Origin of the sequence: Rhodoferax potami (assembly GCF_032193805.1) — a bacterium.
GTDB lineage: Bacteria > Pseudomonadota > Gammaproteobacteria > Burkholderiales > Burkholderiaceae_C > Allorhodoferax > Allorhodoferax potami_A.
Genome location: NZ_JAVBIK010000001.1, coordinates 1,897,494 through 1,913,204 on the forward strand (window position 1 = coordinate 1,897,494; position 15,711 = coordinate 1,913,204).

Genomic DNA, 15,711 nt, shown 5'->3' on the forward strand with positions numbered 1-15,711 from the left:
ACTTTGCGTTAGGGGCTGCGGTCCGTCAAAAGCAGCGCCGCAGCCACCAGCACGGCCACGGCCACACCGGCCATGGGCAACACCAGGCCCGCCAGAAATGGGGTCACCCACACCAAGCTGCGCAAGCCCACGCTATAGAGCAGGCCGGCGCTGCGCAGGTGGCGGCGCCCGGTGTCCATCCACTGGGTACGAAGAGCGGAGCCCACCGGAATGGCGCACACAAAACCCGTGTGGTGGTAGTAGCGGATGGACAAGGTGGTGCTCACCAAGGTCAGCACCAACAACAGCATGACCGTGATCTCTCCCGCCAATGCCGGCGTCAACACGGGGCTGCCACCGCTTTCCGACAAGGTGCGCATTGCCGGTGCGGCCAGCCCCAGGGCGCCCATGAGCCCGAGTGCCGCAGTGGACGCTGTCATGGTGGCGGTCATGACCGAGTTGCGCAGGGTTTGCACTGCTAGTATTTCAGAGCCGGGCTGGGCGGACATGGCATCCAGCCAGTCCTGCCGCAACTGGCCGTGGGTGCGCCATGCCACGGTGCGTGCCAGGAGTGCGAGGTAAAGCGTGTAGGCCACCATGATGGCCACCATGACGCCCCACGCCCACCAAGCGGGATGCAAGGTGGTCATGGCTTAGAGCGCGTTGAGCGGAATACGCAAGTAAGACACGCCGTTGCTGTCGGCGGGCGGCATGTCACCCGCGCGGATGTTAATTTGCACCGACGGCAGGATCAGGTTAGGCATGGCCAGTCCGGCGTCGCGGGTGGTGCGCATGGCCACAAAGTCTTGCTCGCTCACACCGTCGCGGATATGAATGTTGCCCGCACGTTGCTCGCGCACGGTGCATTCCCACGCAGCTTCGCGACCGGCGGGCGGGTAGTCGTGGCACATGTAAAGGCGGGTGTCTTCGGGCATGGAGAGCAAGGTGCGCACACTGCGGTACAGGGTGTTGGCATTACCACCGGGGAAGTCGCAGCGGGCGGTGCCGACATCGGGCATGAACAAGGTGTCGCCCACAAACACGGCATCCGGTTCGCTGCCGCCATCCACTTTGAAGGCCATGCACGCGGGGGTGTGGCCGGGCACGGCCAAGGCCTGCGCGCTAAGTTCGCCAATGGTGAAGGCTTCGTCCGGCGCAAACAGATGATCAAACTGGCTACCGTCCGGGTGGAATTCGGGCTCGAGGTTGAAGATGCCCTTGAACACGTTTTGCACATGGGTAATGGCGGCACCGATGGCAATGCGGCCGCCCAAGTGCTTGCGCAGGTAGTGCGCGGCAGACAGGTGGTCGGCATGGGCATGGGTTTCCAGAATCCACTGCACGCTCAAACCCTGCTCTTTGACAAACGCCATCAGGGCGTCTGCCGAGGTGGTGCTGGTGCGGCCGGCTTTGGAGTCGTAGTCGAGCACCGAGTCAACGATGGCACATTGGCCACCGGTGTGGTCATAGACCACATAGCTCACGGTCCAGGTGGCGGGGTCAAAAAAGGATTTAACTTGGGGGCTAGCAGCGGAAGCGGTCATCGAGAACTCCTTGTAAAGGTCGTTATTTCAATTGCGATGACGATAGTTTATTGACTTATATTTTGTTTGTCAATAAACTATCGTCATCGAATGTGAAAGGAGCCTGTTCATGCTGGCAGAGACGACAAACCCCAACCCTCCAACCTTGGACCTCGACCAACTGCGCCGCTCTGCGGACGCAGCCTGCCGCCTGATGAAGGTGATGTCCAACCCCGACCGCCTGCTGCTGCTGTGCCAACTCAGCCAGGGCGAAAAGCGGGTCGGCGAACTCGAAGAGCTGGTGGGCATAGCGCAGCCCACCCTGTCGCAGCAACTCGGCGTGTTGCGGGAGGAAGGCCTGGTCACCACCCGGCGCGAAGGCAAATCCATTTACTACGGCATCGACAGCCCGCAGGCCATGGCGGTCATGGGCGTTCTCTACAACCAGTTCTGCCAAGCCGCTTAAGGCCAGTAAACCAACAACCACTCAGAAAGACACACCATGCAAATCGATTGGAACCATTTCACCCCCTGGGCCTCGCTGATCGGCGGCCTCTTGCTGGGGCTCTCCGCCAGCCTCTTCATCTTGGTGAACGGACGCATTCTGGGCATCAGCGGCATTGTGGGCGGCCTGCTCACACCCCGCGCAGGCGACACCTCTTGGCGGCTGGCATTTGTGTTGGGCTTGGTCATCGCGCCCTCGGTTTACACCCTGATTGCCGGACCGGTACTGGCCACGGTAGATGCCGGCTGGGCCACCCTGATCGTCGCCGGCCTGCTGGTAGGCGTAGGCACCCGCTATGGCGCGGGCTGCACGAGCGGCCACGGCGTGTGCGGCTTGTCGCGCTTGTCCCCCCGATCGCTGGTAGCCACCCTGTCCTTCATGGGCGCGGGTTTCGCCGTCGTGTTTGTCATTCGCCACTTGTTGGCCTGAGTTGAATCGTTGAATCTGGAGCCACTGATATGAAAAACGCTTTCCACCCCCACCGCCTGGCCGAATTCGGCGTAGGCCTGTTGTTCGGCATCGGCCTGATCCTGGCCGGCATGACCGACCCGTCCAAGGTCTTGGGCTTCCTGGACTTGGCTGGCTTGTGGGACCCCTCGCTCGCCTTCGTCATGGGCGGCGCGATTCTGGTGAGCCTGGGTGCATTTACCCTGGCCAAGAAACGCACCTCCAGCTTTTTGGGTGGTGCCATGCGCTTGCCCACCAGCCGCGACATCGACAAACGCCTGGTCACCGGCAGCCTGCTTTTTGGCGCCGGCTGGGGCCTGGCCGGCTTCTGCCCTGGCCCTGCGCTGGTGTCCCTGGGCACCGGCAACCCCAAGGCCGTAGTGTTTGTGGTGGCCATGTTGGCCGGTATGGCGCTGTTTGAAGTGCTGGAACGCCGCCCCGCTAAACTCGCGCTGAAAGGATAAAACGCCATGAGCCTACCCGTACGTTCCGTCACCCCCGAGTTTTATGTGGCCGCGCAACTGGCGCCCACAGACATGGCTGCCGCTGCCGCCATGGGCTTCAAAACCGTGATTTGCAACCGCCCCGACATGGAAGGCGGCGCCGAGCAACCGGCCAGCAGCAGCATGCAAGCTGCCGCAGTTGCGGCTGGCTTGCACTATGTGTACCTGCCGGTAGTGCCTGGCTCCATCACCCCCGAGCAAGCGGTTGCTATGAAGCAGGCACTGGACGCTGCCCAGCAGCCGGTGCTGGCGTTTTGCCGCTCAGGCGCCCGCTCTACCCAGCTGTTCATGCTGGCACAGCAAACCGCTGCCTGAGCACTCCCCCCCCGTAGAACGCAAAAGGGCTACCGGTTTGACCGGTAGCCCTTTTTGCTATTGTTTTGATAGCTGCTAGCGCACACGCTATGCGCGCTAGCAGCGGTTTTTGCTTAGCGTCCGCTGTTAAACGACAGGGACTGGCCCAAGGCGAATACCGAGTTCGGCGCCGTCGTGCGAATCACCGACTGGGGCTTGAGCTTTTGCAGCACGCCCTTTTTGGTGATCTTGCGCTCTTTGACCGCAAAACCCTTGGAGCGCTGCTCGTCCGCCAAGCTACGCAGGGTGATCGTGCGCATGTGCGCCACCACGGTGCCTTGCAGCGCAGCCCACAAATCGCGGGTCATGTCCTGTGCGCTCTGCGAGGTTTCACGGCTGGACTCCTCTTTCTCTTCGATCGCGCCAATGATGTCAGCCACGGTGATGCTGTCACCCCGGAAGCCCAGGGAATAACCGCCGCCGGGGCCACGGGTGCTCTCCACCAGACCGTGCTGGCGCAGTTTGGCGAACACCTGCTCGAGATATGACAGCGAAATGCGGTGACGCAGCGCGATGTCCTGCAAGGGCACCGGTTGACCGCTTTCGCGCAGGGCCAAGTCAATCATGGCAGTGATGGCAAAACGTCCGCGGGTACTGAGTCGCATACAAGGTCTCCTTTGGTGAACGACTGATAGACCTGTACTGTAGAGATGGTTATGCTTCGCGTAAATTCGAATTTTGTAAATTTTTAATTCGTTTTTTTCGCAGTATTTCAGTTTGTATCCAAGAAGGCGACTATGAACTTCAAGCACCTCCACTACTTTTGGGTCACCGCCAAGGCCGGCGGCATCATGCGCGCAGGCGAACAACTGCACACCACGCCGCAGACGCTGTCGGGCCAGATCAAACTGCTGGAAGAGTGGCTGGGCCGCAAACTCTTCCAGAAAAGCGGCCGCAACCTGGAGCTGACCGAAGACGGCCGCCTCGCCTTGGGCTACGCAGACCAGATTTTTTCGCTGGGTGCTGAACTCGAAAACGTGGTGCGCCTGCCCCGGGGCGTTCACAAGGTACTGGACTTCAAAGTCGGCGTGGCAGACTCGGTGACCAAGTCCCTGGCATACCGCCTGCTGGAGCCGGCCCTCAACCTCGAAGACCCGGTGCGCATGATTTGCAGCGAGGGCAAGTTCCCCGACCTGCTGGCCAAGCTCGCCTTGAACCAGCTCGACCTGGTGATTGCGGATGAGCCCATGTCCAAGCGCATGAGTGTGAAAGCCTTTAACCACGAGCTGGGCAGCACCCCGATGAGCTTTTTTTGCGCCCCAGCCTTGCGCAAAACACTCAAAGGCGACTTCCCGGAATGCCTGAACAACGCACCCATGCTGATCCAAGGGGCACAAGCCTCCATCCGCCAGCAATGGGAAGGCTGGCTCAGCCGCCACCAGTTGCACCCACGCACCATCGGCGAATTTGACGACGGTGCGCTCATGAACGCCTTCGGGCGCAAAGGCCGCGGCATCTTCATGGCCCCATCGGTCATGGAGGCAGACATCGTCGAGCAGTTCGGGGTGGAAGTGATCGGCCGTAGCGATGAGCTGGTGGAAGAGTTTTTTGCGGTGTCGGTGGAGCGGCGTATCACCCACCCCTGCGTAGTCGCGATCACCAAAACGGCGCGGGGGCAATTGTTCAGTTAACGCTCGCAAAGCCCATGGGCGTAGACAATGCGCACCTGACCCCACCACTTATGAAAGCCCCTTGATGTACGACCTGTCCAAACTCCTGCACCTGATTGCTGCCATCGTCTGGATGGGGGGCATGACCTTCATGCTGATCGCGCTACGCCCTGCCACCCTGGCGGTCATGGACGCGCAGCCCCGCGCCCGGTTGATGGACCAGGTCTGGCAACGGTTTTTTGCCGCAGTGCTGATTGCCATCGTGGTGCTGCTGGCAACCGGCGGTTATATGTTCGGTGGCGCCATGAAGGCCGCCCGTGAAGCCACAGGCCATGCCGTGGTGCCCTTGGGCTGGACGATCATGACCGCGCTGGGCAGCCTGATGTTTTTGATCTTCGGGCACATTTACTTTGCCGGCTTCAAGAAATTCCGCCGCGCCGTGGCCGGCATGCAGTGGCCCGTCGCTGCCAAAGCGGCCGAGCAGATTCACTTGCTGGTCGTGGTGAACTTTGTGCTCGGCTGGGCTGCTATTGCCGCCGTGAAGCTGCTGTAACTCACTTTTCTCGGTCTTTTTATGTCGCATCAACGCCCCTGCCCCACACCGGCAATACCCTTTAAGTCAACTAGGCCCCTCCGCTCCGCCCTGTGCGCGGCCGCACTGCTCGCAACGACCTTGGGTGCTACATCGGCCCACGCCGACACCGCCAGCGAAGGCCTGCCGCTGTGGGAGTTGGGTGTGTTTGCCGGCGCGGTATCCACCCCGGCCTACCCTGCATCGGTGGAGCGCAGTGGCCTCGGGCTGGTGCTGCCGGTGCTGGTGTACCGCGGAGAAATCTTCCGGGCTGAGCGTGGCAGCGTAGGTGCCCGCCTGGTGCACACCGAGGACACCGAGTTCGACATTGGCTTTGCCGCCTCCTTGCCTGCCAGTTCCAACGATATTGCCGCCCGCAAGGGCATGCCCGACCTGGGCACGCTGGTCGAATTCGGGCCCCGCCTGAAGACCGTGCTAGCCCGCCCTGACAGCCAGAGCCAAGTGCGGCTGGAGCTGCCATTGCGCAGCGTGATCGAAGTCCAGGGCGGCCTGCGCACCCAGGGTTTTGCGGCGGAGCCGGAGCTGATCTGGGAGACCCGTGCCCCCGGATCGGCGTGGCGCTTTTCGACCAGTGCCAGCCTGATCTTTGGGGATGTGCGGCTCAACCGCTACTTTTATGGGGTACCGGCCGACCTGGCCACGGCCCAGCGCCCCACCTATGACGCGCAAAGCGGGCTGATTGCCTCCCGCTTTTCTGTCAGCGCCTCGCGCGCGCTGGGGCCGGATCTGCGGGTGTTCGGCTTTGTGCGTGCCGAAAACTATGCCGGCAACGCCAACTCCAGCAGCCCGCTGCATCTGCGCAGCACCGGCACCTCGGCCGGCATTGGCCTGAACTGGACGCTCAGGCGCTCCGAAGCCCGGGCTTACTAATAACCAAGTTGCGGGGCTAGGGCCTCGCACTTAGATGTAATTGTGCATAAACAAACAACGAACTATTCGTTGTGGTTTGCACCTCTCGTCTTCAGAATCGGACGGTTACCGACTCGTCAGCCGCACACACGCAGCCAACCCACCTTCTGGAGCCGATATGAATTTCAAACAAAAAACCTCGTTGGCGCTCGCTGCCATTGCGCTGACTGCTAGCAATTTTGCAGCAGCACAAACCACTTTGCTCAACGTGTCTTATGACGTGGCGCGCGAGTTCTACAAAGACGTGAACACCGCGTTCATTGCCAACTACAAGAAAACCACCGGCAAAGACATCAAGATCGACCAGTCCCACGCCGGCTCCAGCGCCCAGGCACGCGCCGTGAACGATGGCTTGGAAGCTGACGTGGTCACCATGAACACCACCACCGACGTGGACTTTTTGGCGAGCACCGGTGTCGTCGCCAAAGACTGGGCCAAAAAATTCCCCAGCAACGCAGCCCCCACCAGCTCCACCATGCTGTTCCTAGTGCGCAATGGCAACCCCAAGGGCATCAAGGATTGGGACGACCTGATCAAGCCTGGCGTGCAGGTGGTGGTGGTGAACCCCAAAACCGGCGGTAACGGCCGCATGGCCTATCTGGCCGCTTGGGGCCAAGTGCGCAAAAAGGGCGGTACCGATGCCCAAGCCCAAGACTTTGTGAGCAAGCTGTACAAAAACGTGCCGATCCTGGCCAAGGGCGGCCGCGATGCGACCAGCGTCTTCTTGCAACGCAACATCGGCGATGTGCTGATCACCTTTGAATCCGAAGTCGTGTCGGTGGACAAAGAATTCGGCGCCGGCAAGGTCGATGCGATTCACCCCGGCATCTCCATCGTGGCCGAAAACCCAGTCGCTGTGGTCGAACGCACCGTGGCCAAGAAAGGCACTGCCGAGCAGGCACGCGCTTACCTGAACTTCTTGTACACCGATGAAGGCCAGGAAATCGCTGCCAAGCACGCCATCCGCCCCAGCAACCCAACCATCCTGAAGAAGTACGCCAGCACCTTCAAGCCGATCACGCTGTTCCGTGCGGAAGAATTCTTTGGCTCGTTCGCTGAAGCGCAAAAAGTGCACTTCAACGATGGCGGCCAGTTCGACAAGCTCTACACCGTCAAGTAAATGACTGCTGCTGTTCTGCAGGCGCCCGCACAAAAGCGGGCGCCCAAACGGGTGCTGCCCGGTTTCTGGCTGACGCTGGGCTACACCTTGTTTTATCTGGCGCTGATCGTGCTGTTGCCGCTCTCCGCGCTGATCTTCAAAACCTTCACCCTCACGCTAGACCAGTTCTGGGCAGCTGTGGCGAGCCCTCGGGTGGTGGCCTCTTACCAGCTCACCTTCGGCGCATCGTTTATTGCGGCACTGGTGAATGCCGTGTTCGGCCTGCTGATCGCCTGGGTACTGGTGCGCTACCAGTTCCCCGGCAAAAAAATCATTGACGCGCTGGTCGACCTGCCTTTTGCCCTGCCCACCGCAGTAGCGGGCATTTCGCTTACCGCACTGCTGGCCGGCAACGGCTGGGTCGGCAGCTTGCTGGAGCCGCATGGCATCCAGCTGGCGTTTAACCGCAATGGCGTGGTGATTGCCCTGATCTTTATCGGCCTGCCTTTTGTAGTGCGCACGGTGCAGCCGGTGCTGGAAGATGCAGAAAAAGAACTCGAAGAAGCCGCTACCTGCCTAGGTGCCACACGCTGGCAGACCTTCAGGCACGTGATTTTTCCGACCATCGCGCCCGCTTTGCTCACCGGCTTTGCCATGGCCTTTGCCCGCGGTGTGGGTGAATACGGCTCGGTCATTTTTATTGCCGGCAACATGCCCATGATTTCTGAAATCACCCCGCTCATCATCATCAGCAAGCTCGAGCAATATGACTACGCGGGCGCCACTGCGGTCGCCACTGTCATGCTGCTGGCGTCTTTTGTCATGCTCATGGTGATCAACAGCCTGCAAGCCTGGCAGCGCAAACGTGCGGGAGCCTGACCATGAGTAGCACACGCATGAACAACGCCGGGCCGTCCCAAGGTGTGAACACCCCCTTGGGGGGCAGCGAAGTACGCAAAGCGACAAGCGCGGGGGCTAGGAACGTTCGCCGCGCCAAAGCCGGCACTACCGAACCCGCATGGGTGAAGTGGTCGCTCATCGCTGTGGCGCTAGGCTTTATCTTTTTGTTTCTGGTCTTGCCATTGGCCGCGGTGTTTACCGAGGCCTTGCGCAAAGGCGGCGAAGAGTTCCTGCTGGCCCTGAAAGAGCCGGACGCCTGGAGCGCCATCCGCCTGACCCTGCTGATCGCCGCCATTACGGTGCCGATGAATCTGGTGTTCGGTGTGGCCGCCGCTTGGTGTATTGCCAAATACGAGTTCAAGGGCAAGGCCTTTTTGACCACGCTGGTGGACCTGCCGTTCTCGGTGTCGCCCGTCGTTGCAGGCCTGATCTATGTCTTGATGTTCGGAGCGCACGGCTGGTTCGGCCCGTGGCTCATGGCCCATGACATCAAGATCGTGTTTGCCGTGCCCGGCATTGTGTTGGCCACTATCTTTGTAACGGTCCCGTTCATTGCCCGGGAGTTGATCCCGCTGATGCAGGCCCAGGGTACCGACGAAGAGCAGGCTGCTCAGGTGCTGGGCGCCAGCGGCTTGCAGACCTTCTGGTATGTGACGCTGCCCAACATCAAGTGGGGCCTGATTTATGGCGTCATTTTGTGTAACGCACGCGCCATGGGCGAGTTTGGCGCGGTGTCGGTGGTGTCCGGGCACATCCGTGGCCAGACCAACACCATGCCGCTGCACGTCGAGATTCTGTACAACGAATACCAGTCGGTAGCCGCCTTCGCCATTGCCTCGTTGCTGGCGCTGCTGGCGCTGGTCACCCTGGTCATCAAGTCCTTTGTGGAGTGGCAGTTTGAGCGCGACCAGAAGGCCGCTGCAGACTTGCCCCCTGAAAAACCGCTGGGGCTATGAACACCCCCAGGCTTGCCCACTGCGTGTGGCCGCTTTCCCCCTTGCTGGGGGCAATGCCAGTGGCCCGGCAAAGCCGGTTCCACGGCATTCCTGGCATCGCGTGTTTTCGCGCCGATTTAGTTTTGTGAGAGAAGAACCATGAGTATTGCAATTCGCAACGTCAGCAAAGACTTCGGCACCTTCAAGGCGCTGCAGGACGTGAACCTGGACATCGAGTCCGGCGAACTCGTCGCCCTGCTCGGCCCATCCGGCTGCGGCAAGACCACGCTGCTGCGCATCATCGCCGGATTGGAAACGGCTGACCACGGCAACATCCTTTTCAGCGGCGAAGACACCACCGACGTGCATGTGCGTGAGCGCAATGTGGGCTTTGTATTCCAGCACTACGCGCTGTTCCGCCACATGAGCGTGTTTGACAACGTGGCCTTCGGCCTGCGTATGAAACCGCGCGCTCTGCGCCCGTCTGAAGCCGTCATCAAGCAAAAAGTGCACGACCTGCTGGGCTTGGTGCAACTGGACTGGCTGGCCGACCGCTATCCGGCACAACTCTCTGGGGGGCAGCGCCAGCGTATCGCCCTGGCCCGCGCCTTGGCCGTAGAGCCGAAAGTGCTGCTGCTGGACGAACCCTTTGGCGCGCTGGATGCCAAAGTGCGCAAGGAACTGCGCCGCTGGCTGCGCCGCCTGCATGACGACTTGCATGTGACCAGTATCTTCGTGACCCACGACCAGGAAGAAGCCCTGGAAGTGGCCGACCGTGTCGTGCTGATGAACAGCGGCAAGGTCGAGCAAATCGGCTCACCCCAGCAGGTGTGGGACCACCCCGCCAGCCCGTTTGTCTATGGCTTTTTGGGCGATGTGAACTTGTTCCACGGCCGTGCCCACGAAGGCGAAATGCTGATCGGCGAAGACCACCACGGCGTTCGCCTGGCCAGCCCTGAGCACAGCGAAGCGCAAAACGCCAAAGCCTTTGCCTATGTGCGCCCGCACGATCTGGATGTGCAGCCCTACAAGGCAGGCCAGCCGGTGAGCGGCATCGTCGCCAAGCTGGTGCGCGCCATTGTGGTGGGCCCGATTGCCCGCTTGGAGCTGCTGCCCGAAGACCGCAGCGCAGCGGGCAGCGGCGACATCATCGAAGCCCAGATCGGCGCGCAGGAGTACAAAGCGCTGGAACTCAAAGACGGCGACACCGTGGTGCTGACACCGCGCAAGGCACGGGTGTTTACCGCGTGATCAACAAGTAAACAACGGCCGACAGCAGCATCGCGCTAACCGCAGCGGTGGAGTAAGACACCAGCGCCAGTCTGCGGCGATGAAGCTCCACCCGTTGCACCAGGACGGTGTTCTGGTCGGCCAGTTGTTTGATCAGCCCGGTGGCAGAGAGCAACTCCTCCCGCAAATCTCCGACCGAGGCCTGAAGCACCTGGACATCCGCACGCAAGCGCTGGAGTGAATCGTCCGCTACATCGACCCCCGTAGCGCCGGCACCGGCTTGGGGAGCCACCTCAGCGTCGTTCTTTTTTCTGCGGGTAACAGCGCCCCACAATTTGGTAGCGCCCTCTGCGACTTTGGGCGCAGCGTCGATCACTTGACCCCAAGGTACGTTGGAAAGCACAGTGATGATGGTTCCTGCGGCCATGAAAATCTCCTCCTGGGGGTTAAAGGACCCTGCGTGTCCCCTTCATTTTGCGGGATGCCCCGTTTTCACCGGAAGCGGTAGGGGCACCGGGCCTTGGCAGTTACTACAAAAAACGTAGCAACTCCCGCAATCTACATAAGGGCTAGCATCAGATTTGGCTTGAAATCACAAGCCGCAGCCCCGCAGAATAAACGACACCAGGTGCTGGGTCGCGCGCTCAAAGTCTTGCTCACCGAGCATCTCCTGGTCCATCACGGCACAAACCTGCACATCAAAGTCAGCATAGGTCTGGGTGGCGGCCCAGATGGTGAAGAAAAGGTGCATGCCGTCCACCGGGGCGATGCGCCCGGCGTCCACCCATGCTTGCACCACCGCGGCTTTTTCCAGGGTGAGTTGGCGCAAGTCGGTAGCCAGCAGCTCTTTGACCACGGGCGCGCCGTGCAACAGTTCATTGGCCCACACTTTGGAGCCATCAGGCCGCTGGGCGGAGAGCTCCATCTTGGCGCGTATGTATTGCTCCAGGGCGGTGCGCGGGTCGGCATCGACAGTGATGCCATGGGTGGGCACCAGCCAGTCGCTCAGAATTTGGGCCAGTACGGCGCGGTACAGCACTTCTTTGCTGCCGAAATAGTAGTGCAGGTTGGCCTTGGGCAGGCCACTGGCCTCGGCAATCGCGGCCATGGTGGCGCCACCAAAACCGGCGCGGGCAAACACTTTTTCGGCGGCAGACAAAATAAGGGCCTCATTCGCCCGGCGAATGAGGCCCTTGGGAGCTTCGGCAACGTGGGTCATGTCGCCGAACTATAAACGCCCCCGCGCTCCGCCGCTGCGCGGGTCGCTGCCCCCCGAGGGGCCGCGTTACGCCTTGGGGCGGCCCGGCGGCGAAACGTCATCACTTCTGGGCAGCTTCGTAGATGGCGTGCGAATACGCAGCCTTGCCCGGGTCTTTCTTGATCACCGGGTCGCTGCCACCAGCCAGCAACACTTTGACGGTACGCTCGTAGGCGGCGGGCTCGAGGTACCCAATTTTCTTGGTACCGGCATTGGTGATCAGCTTGGCCACGTTTTCCATCTGGCGTTTCTGCACTTTCACGCTAGCGCTACCGGAGGTGTCTGCAGCCACCACGGCTTTGGCAGCACCTTCAGGGTCTTTGACCGCAGCATCCCAGCCCTTGAGTGTGGCTTTGAGGAACTTGCCCATCTTGGCCACGAAGGCGGGGTCTTTCAGGTTGCCTTCGAGCACGTACAAGCCGTCTTCCAGCGTGGCTACGCCTTCTTTTTCATAGAAAAAAGTGACCAGGTCTTTTTCCTTCACACCCGCGTCCACCACTTGCCAGTACTCGTTGTAAATCATGGTGGAGATACAGGCGGCCTGGTTTTGCAGCAGTGGGTCGACGTTGAAGCCTTGCTTCAGGATCTTGATGTCGGAGTCGGTTTTCAGGCCGAGCTTACCCATCCAGTTGAGGAAGGGGTATTCGTTTCCGCCATACCAGACGCCCAGGGTCTTGCCCTTGAAGTCTTTGGGGCTCGCCACGCCGCTGGCCTTTTTGCAGGTCAGCATCAGGCCGGACTGGTTGAACACTTGGGCCACGTTCACCAAGGGCACACCAGCTTCACGCGCAGCCAAGGCAGAGGGCATCCAGTCCACCACGATGTCGGCTTGTTTGCCGGCAATCACCTGGGTAGGGGCGATGTCCGGGCCACCGGGTTTGATGGTCACGTCCAGGCCGGCGTCTTTGTAGAAGCCCTTGGCCGCAGCCATGTAGTAGCCGGCAAACTGGGCCTGGGGCACCCACTTGAGCTGCACAGTCACCTTGTCGGCAGCGTGGGCGGCAAAGCCTGCAGCAGCCAGCGCCAGAGCCAGCAGGCTCTTGGCGCATTGGGAAGAACACATCATGGAAAGCTCCTTCTACGGGTTAATGAAAAATCGCAACACAGACCAAGCGCGGGCTCACCCTTCGCGCACCGAGGGATGCCAGAACGCCGCCCGGCGCTCCAATGCAACTAGCAAGGCGTAGGCCACCGATCCGGTTACTGCCGCCACCACAATCGCGCCCCAGACCAGCGGCATGTTCATGCGCGCAGCCTCAGTGCTGATGCGAAAACCCAGGCCCGCCGTAGGCGAACCAAAAAACTCCGCCACGATGGCGCCGATAAGCGCCAAGGTGGCATTCACCTTGAGCGCGCCAAAAATGAAAGGCAGCGCGGCCGGCAAGCGCAACGCGAGCAAAGTGCGCGGGTAGCTGGCGGCGTAGCTGTACATCAGCTCGCGCTCCAGCTTGCCGGCTGCCTGCAGGCCCGCGAGGGTAGACACCAGCATGGGGAAGAAGGTCATGAGCACCACCACCGCCGCTTTGGAGGGCCAGTCAAAGCCGAACCACATCACCGCAATGGGCGCCACACCGACCAGAGGAATCGCACTGGTGAGCGAGGCTACCGGCAGCAGGCCACGCTGCAAAAACGGCATGCGGTCAATCGCCACCGCCACACAAAAGCCCAAGCCGCAGCCCAGCGCCCAACCGATGAGCACCGCCTTGCCCACGGTTTGCACAAAGTCGCCCCAGAGTTTGGGCGCGTGGTCCCACAGGGCACCCATCACCAGGCTAGGTGCGGGCAGCAACACGCGGGGCACATCCAGCGCGCGCACCAAAACCTCCCAGAACAGCACCACCCAGGCACCAAACAGGGCCGCGGTGGCCATGCCCACCCAGCTGCGACCCTGGATGGCTGCCATGCGGTAGACGCTGTAACCTGCCACCAGGGCCAACAGCACGATGCCGGGCCAGAACCATGGGGCAAGGCCGGTGGCACCCGCTGCGGTTTCGATTGCGGCTGTATCGCTCATTTCGCCCCCCGGCTACGCAACACCAAACGCTCTATACCAGCGACGATGCCGGTGAGCGCTAAACCCAACAGGGTGGACATCACCAAAGCAGACCAGATTTGCGTGGTTTGCCCGTAATACGAGCCTGTGAGCAAGCGGGCACCCAAGCCGGCCTGCGCACCGGTGGGCAACTCCGCCACCATGGCGCCGACCAAGCCCGCCGCCACGCCCACCCGCAGTGCGGGAAACAAGAAAGGCAGAGCCGCCGGCAAACGCAGCAACCACAGTGATTGCCAGCGCGAGGCGGCGTAGGTGTACATCATCTCGGTTTCTATTTTTTGCGGTGAGCGCAGCCCTTGCACCATGGCCACCGTGACCGGGAAAAAGCACAGGTACATCGCAATGAATGCTTTAGGCGCAGTGCCTGCGAAACCGAGGCTACCCAGCACCACCAGCACAATGGGCGCGATCGCCAGCACCGGCACGGTTTGCGAGGCCACGATCCAGGGCAACAAGGCTTTGTCCAGCGTGCGGCTGTGCACGATGAGCACCGACAGCAGCAAGCCCAAGGCCGTGCCCATGGCGAAGCCCAGCAAGGTCGACTGGCCAGTGACGATGACGTGATAGATCAGGTTGCGGGGCGAGTCGATGGGCCATTCGGTAAGGCTCTCATAGAAGTCGGCAGCCACTTGGTGGGGCGCGGGCACGAGGGGGCGCTCCATGGTCATGGTCGCTTCAAACAGCTCCATCTGGGTGTAGCCAGCCTCTTCGTCCAGCACACGCTCGATGGCGCCTTGCGCATTCATGCCCCAGGCCGCGCTGTACCAGGCCAACACTACGGCCAGCAGCACCACCACGACCGGCAGCCAGTCGTGCACGATGCGTTGGGTCAGGGTTTTAGTGGTGGCCATCGGCTAAGGCCTCGCGCACTTCATGAGCCAACGCCATGAACTCGGGCGTATCCCGCAAGCCCAGGTGGCGCTCATCGGGCAATGGGGAGTCAATCACCTTGACGATGCGCCCGGGGCGCGGAGACATCACCACAATTTTGGTGGACAGATAGACCGCTTCCGAGATGCTGTGGGTCACAAACACCACGGTGCGCCGCTCGCGCTGCCAGAGCTGCTGCAACTGTTCATTGAGCCGGTCGCGGGTGATCTCGTCGAGCGCACCAAAGGGCTCGTCCATCATCAGGATCTTGGGCTCGAAGGACAGCGCGCGCGCAATCGACACGCGCTGCTGCATGCCACCGGAGAGCTGCCACGGGTATTTGCCCTCAAAACCTTTGAGACCCACGCGCTCCAAGTGCTCGAGGGCAATGGCTTTGGCCTCGACCCTGCCTTTGCCTTGGATTTGAAGCGGCAGGGTCACGTTGGCCAGCACATTGCGCCAAGGGAACAGCGCGGGTGCCTGGAACACATAACCATAGGCACGGGCCAGCCGGGCGTCATGCGGGCTCACACCATTGACCAGCACCTCGCCGGAGCTGATGTGCTCGAGGTCTGCAATCACCCGCATCAGCGTGGTTTTGCCACAACCGGACGGGCCGATCAGGGAGACAAACTCGCCGGCGCGTATGTCCAGATCAATGTTGGACAGCGCGTGAACCGGTGTATCCGCCGTCTGGTAGATGACGCTGGCATTGCGGACAGCCACCGCGGTGCGGGCAGCGATGGGCGCCGCAGTGTGGGAGGTGGCCCGGGGGCCTGATGCTTCGGAATGGTTCATTGGCACACAGTAGCAGGAGTCATGGCTGCACCAAGGATGGGCACAGCCGCCGATTCAACCGTCACAAGTTAACCAAACGGTCAAGTTATAGACCCATCCTAGCCAGTTCCGTGCCAAACCTATTACGGGGTTTGTACGGGGCCTGT

At 61.3% G+C, this 15,711-nt stretch carries 20 protein-coding genes; 11 read left to right on the top strand and 9 right to left on the bottom strand.

Features of this window, described 5'->3' with window-relative positions; genetic code table 11:
• Window positions 1–8: 8 nt before the first annotated feature.
• Window positions 9–629, bottom strand: a complete 621-nt coding sequence (locus RAE19_RS09055; RefSeq protein ID WP_313874568.1) for a DUF599 family protein — start codon at window positions 627–629, stop codon at window positions 9–11.
• Between the two features lie 3 nt (window positions 630–632).
• Window positions 633–1,523 carry an MBL fold metallo-hydrolase gene (locus RAE19_RS09060; protein WP_313874569.1) on the bottom strand — a complete coding sequence of 297 codons (891 nt, stop codon included), beginning with the start codon at window positions 1,521–1,523 and terminating at the stop codon, window positions 633–635.
• A 109-nt stretch (window positions 1,524–1,632) separates the two neighbouring features.
• Here RAE19_RS09060 and RAE19_RS09065 point away from each other — a divergent pair, with 109 nt between their 5' ends.
• Genes RAE19_RS09065 through RAE19_RS09080 form a run of 4 tightly spaced genes read left to right on the top strand, consistent with a single transcriptional unit; the run spans window position 1,633 to window position 3,272 of the window.
• Window positions 1,633–1,968 carry an ArsR/SmtB family transcription factor gene (locus RAE19_RS09065; RefSeq protein WP_313874570.1) on the top strand — a complete coding sequence of 112 codons (336 nt, stop codon included), beginning with the start codon at window positions 1,633–1,635 and terminating at the stop codon, window positions 1,966–1,968.
• 36 nt (window positions 1,969–2,004) lie between these two features.
• Entirely contained in the window at window positions 2,005–2,436 is a 432-nt protein-coding gene (locus RAE19_RS09070) for a YeeE/YedE family protein (RefSeq protein WP_313874571.1), read from the top strand.
• 29 nt (window positions 2,437–2,465) lie between these two features.
• Entirely contained in the window at window positions 2,466–2,918 is a 453-nt protein-coding gene (locus RAE19_RS09075) for a YeeE/YedE family protein (protein WP_313874572.1), read from the top strand.
• Window positions 2,919–2,924: 6 nt separating this feature from the next.
• Window positions 2,925–3,272 (top strand): TIGR01244 family sulfur transferase, encoded by a 348-nt coding sequence (locus tag RAE19_RS09080; RefSeq protein ID WP_313874573.1) that lies wholly within the window; start codon window positions 2,925–2,927, stop codon window positions 3,270–3,272.
• A 113-nt stretch (window positions 3,273–3,385) separates the two neighbouring features.
• On the opposite strand, the gene RAE19_RS09085 is transcribed toward RAE19_RS09080, so the two are convergent.
• Window positions 3,386–3,916 (bottom strand): Rrf2 family transcriptional regulator, encoded by a 531-nt coding sequence (locus RAE19_RS09085; RefSeq protein ID WP_313874574.1) that lies wholly within the window; start codon window positions 3,914–3,916, stop codon window positions 3,386–3,388.
• Window positions 3,917–4,048: 132 nt separating this feature from the next.
• Here RAE19_RS09085 and nhaR point away from each other — a divergent pair, with 132 nt between their 5' ends.
• From nhaR to RAE19_RS09120, 7 genes are all read left to right on the top strand, one after another.
• A complete protein-coding gene (gene nhaR, locus RAE19_RS09090) occupies window positions 4,049–4,942 on the top strand; it encodes a transcriptional activator NhaR (protein ID WP_313874575.1) in 894 nt (297 codons plus the stop codon).
• 64 nt (window positions 4,943–5,006) lie between these two features.
• Window positions 5,007–5,474 carry a CopD family protein gene (locus RAE19_RS09095; protein ID WP_313874576.1) on the top strand — a complete coding sequence of 156 codons (468 nt, stop codon included), beginning with the start codon at window positions 5,007–5,009 and terminating at the stop codon, window positions 5,472–5,474.
• A 120-nt stretch (window positions 5,475–5,594) separates the two neighbouring features.
• The gene (locus RAE19_RS09100) at window positions 5,595–6,383 is read left to right on the top strand and encodes a MipA/OmpV family protein (protein WP_313874577.1); all 789 of its coding nucleotides are present in this window, start codon (window positions 5,595–5,597) and stop codon (window positions 6,381–6,383) included.
• 157 nt (window positions 6,384–6,540) lie between these two features.
• Window positions 6,541–7,542, top strand: coding sequence for a sulfate ABC transporter substrate-binding protein (locus RAE19_RS09105; protein WP_313874578.1), 1,002 nt, complete (start codon window positions 6,541–6,543; stop codon window positions 7,540–7,542).
• Window positions 7,543–8,400: a sulfate ABC transporter permease subunit CysT gene (gene cysT / locus RAE19_RS09110; protein ID WP_313874579.1), complete on the top strand. Its 858-nt coding sequence runs from the start codon at window positions 7,543–7,545 to the stop codon at window positions 8,398–8,400.
• Window positions 8,401–8,402: 2 nt separating this feature from the next.
• Window positions 8,403–9,377, top strand: a complete 975-nt coding sequence (gene cysW, locus RAE19_RS09115) for a sulfate ABC transporter permease subunit CysW (protein WP_313874580.1) — start codon at window positions 8,403–8,405, stop codon at window positions 9,375–9,377.
• A 138-nt stretch (window positions 9,378–9,515) separates the two neighbouring features.
• Window positions 9,516–10,607: a sulfate/molybdate ABC transporter ATP-binding protein gene (locus RAE19_RS09120; RefSeq protein ID WP_313874581.1), complete on the top strand. Its 1,092-nt coding sequence runs from the start codon at window positions 9,516–9,518 to the stop codon at window positions 10,605–10,607.
• Here the strand turns inward: RAE19_RS09120 and RAE19_RS09125 are convergent.
• From RAE19_RS09125 to RAE19_RS09150, 6 genes are all read right to left on the bottom strand, one after another.
• Window positions 10,597–11,013, bottom strand: coding sequence for a hypothetical protein (locus RAE19_RS09125; protein WP_313874582.1), 417 nt, complete (start codon window positions 11,011–11,013; stop codon window positions 10,597–10,599). The two genes, RAE19_RS09120 and RAE19_RS09125, sit on opposite strands and share 11 nt — an antisense overlap.
• A 165-nt stretch (window positions 11,014–11,178) precedes the next feature.
• Window positions 11,179–11,805, bottom strand: a complete 627-nt coding sequence (locus RAE19_RS09130; RefSeq protein ID WP_313874583.1) for a TetR/AcrR family transcriptional regulator — start codon at window positions 11,803–11,805, stop codon at window positions 11,179–11,181.
• Window positions 11,806–11,905: 100 nt separating this feature from the next.
• Entirely contained in the window at window positions 11,906–12,910 is a 1,005-nt protein-coding gene (locus RAE19_RS09135; RefSeq protein ID WP_313874584.1) for an ABC transporter substrate-binding protein, read from the bottom strand.
• Between the two features lie 54 nt (window positions 12,911–12,964).
• Window positions 12,965–13,858: an ABC transporter permease gene (locus RAE19_RS09140; RefSeq protein ID WP_313874585.1), complete on the bottom strand. Its 894-nt coding sequence runs from the start codon at window positions 13,856–13,858 to the stop codon at window positions 12,965–12,967.
• Window positions 13,855–14,748, bottom strand: a complete 894-nt coding sequence (locus RAE19_RS09145; protein WP_313874586.1) for an ABC transporter permease — start codon at window positions 14,746–14,748, stop codon at window positions 13,855–13,857. The genes RAE19_RS09140 and RAE19_RS09145 overlap by 4 nt, the downstream gene beginning before the upstream one ends.
• Window positions 14,735–15,565, bottom strand: coding sequence for an ABC transporter ATP-binding protein (locus RAE19_RS09150; RefSeq protein WP_313874587.1), 831 nt, complete (start codon window positions 15,563–15,565; stop codon window positions 14,735–14,737). The genes RAE19_RS09145 and RAE19_RS09150 overlap by 14 nt, the downstream gene beginning before the upstream one ends.
• Window positions 15,566–15,711 lie beyond the last annotated feature (146 nt).

Bases quoted from the DNA above. Each gene is read 5' to 3' on its own strand.
- RAE19_RS09055 (WP_313874568.1), bottom strand. From the start codon at position 629: ATGACCACCTTGCATCCCGCTTGGTGGGCGTGGGGCGTCATGGTGGCC.
- RAE19_RS09060 (WP_313874569.1), bottom strand. From the start codon at position 1,523: ATGACCGCTTCCGCTGCTAGCCCCCAAGTTAAATCCTTTTTTGACCCC.
- RAE19_RS09065 (WP_313874570.1), top strand. From the start codon at position 1,633: ATGCTGGCAGAGACGACAAACCCCAACCCTCCAACCTTGGACCTCGAC.
- RAE19_RS09070 (WP_313874571.1), top strand. From the start codon at position 2,005: ATGCAAATCGATTGGAACCATTTCACCCCCTGGGCCTCGCTGATCGGC.
- RAE19_RS09075 (WP_313874572.1), top strand. From the start codon at position 2,466: ATGAAAAACGCTTTCCACCCCCACCGCCTGGCCGAATTCGGCGTAGGC.
- RAE19_RS09080 (WP_313874573.1), top strand. From the start codon at position 2,925: ATGAGCCTACCCGTACGTTCCGTCACCCCCGAGTTTTATGTGGCCGCG.
- RAE19_RS09085 (WP_313874574.1), bottom strand. From the start codon at position 3,916: ATGCGACTCAGTACCCGCGGACGTTTTGCCATCACTGCCATGATTGAC.
- nhaR (WP_313874575.1), top strand. From the start codon at position 4,049: ATGAACTTCAAGCACCTCCACTACTTTTGGGTCACCGCCAAGGCCGGC.
- RAE19_RS09095 (WP_313874576.1), top strand. From the start codon at position 5,007: ATGTACGACCTGTCCAAACTCCTGCACCTGATTGCTGCCATCGTCTGG.
- RAE19_RS09105 (WP_313874578.1), top strand. From the start codon at position 6,541: ATGAATTTCAAACAAAAAACCTCGTTGGCGCTCGCTGCCATTGCGCTG.
- cysT (WP_313874579.1), top strand. From the start codon at position 7,543: ATGACTGCTGCTGTTCTGCAGGCGCCCGCACAAAAGCGGGCGCCCAAA.
- cysW (WP_313874580.1), top strand. From the start codon at position 8,403: ATGAGTAGCACACGCATGAACAACGCCGGGCCGTCCCAAGGTGTGAAC.
- RAE19_RS09120 (WP_313874581.1), top strand. From the start codon at position 9,516: ATGAGTATTGCAATTCGCAACGTCAGCAAAGACTTCGGCACCTTCAAG.
- RAE19_RS09125 (WP_313874582.1), bottom strand. From the start codon at position 11,013: ATGGCCGCAGGAACCATCATCACTGTGCTTTCCAACGTACCTTGGGGT.
- RAE19_RS09130 (WP_313874583.1), bottom strand. From the start codon at position 11,805: ATGACCCACGTTGCCGAAGCTCCCAAGGGCCTCATTCGCCGGGCGAAT.
- RAE19_RS09135 (WP_313874584.1), bottom strand. From the start codon at position 12,910: ATGATGTGTTCTTCCCAATGCGCCAAGAGCCTGCTGGCTCTGGCGCTG.
- RAE19_RS09140 (WP_313874585.1), bottom strand. From the start codon at position 13,858: ATGAGCGATACAGCCGCAATCGAAACCGCAGCGGGTGCCACCGGCCTT.
- RAE19_RS09145 (WP_313874586.1), bottom strand. From the start codon at position 14,748: ATGGCCACCACTAAAACCCTGACCCAACGCATCGTGCACGACTGGCTG.
- RAE19_RS09150 (WP_313874587.1), bottom strand. From the start codon at position 15,565: ATGAACCATTCCGAAGCATCAGGCCCCCGGGCCACCTCCCACACTGCG.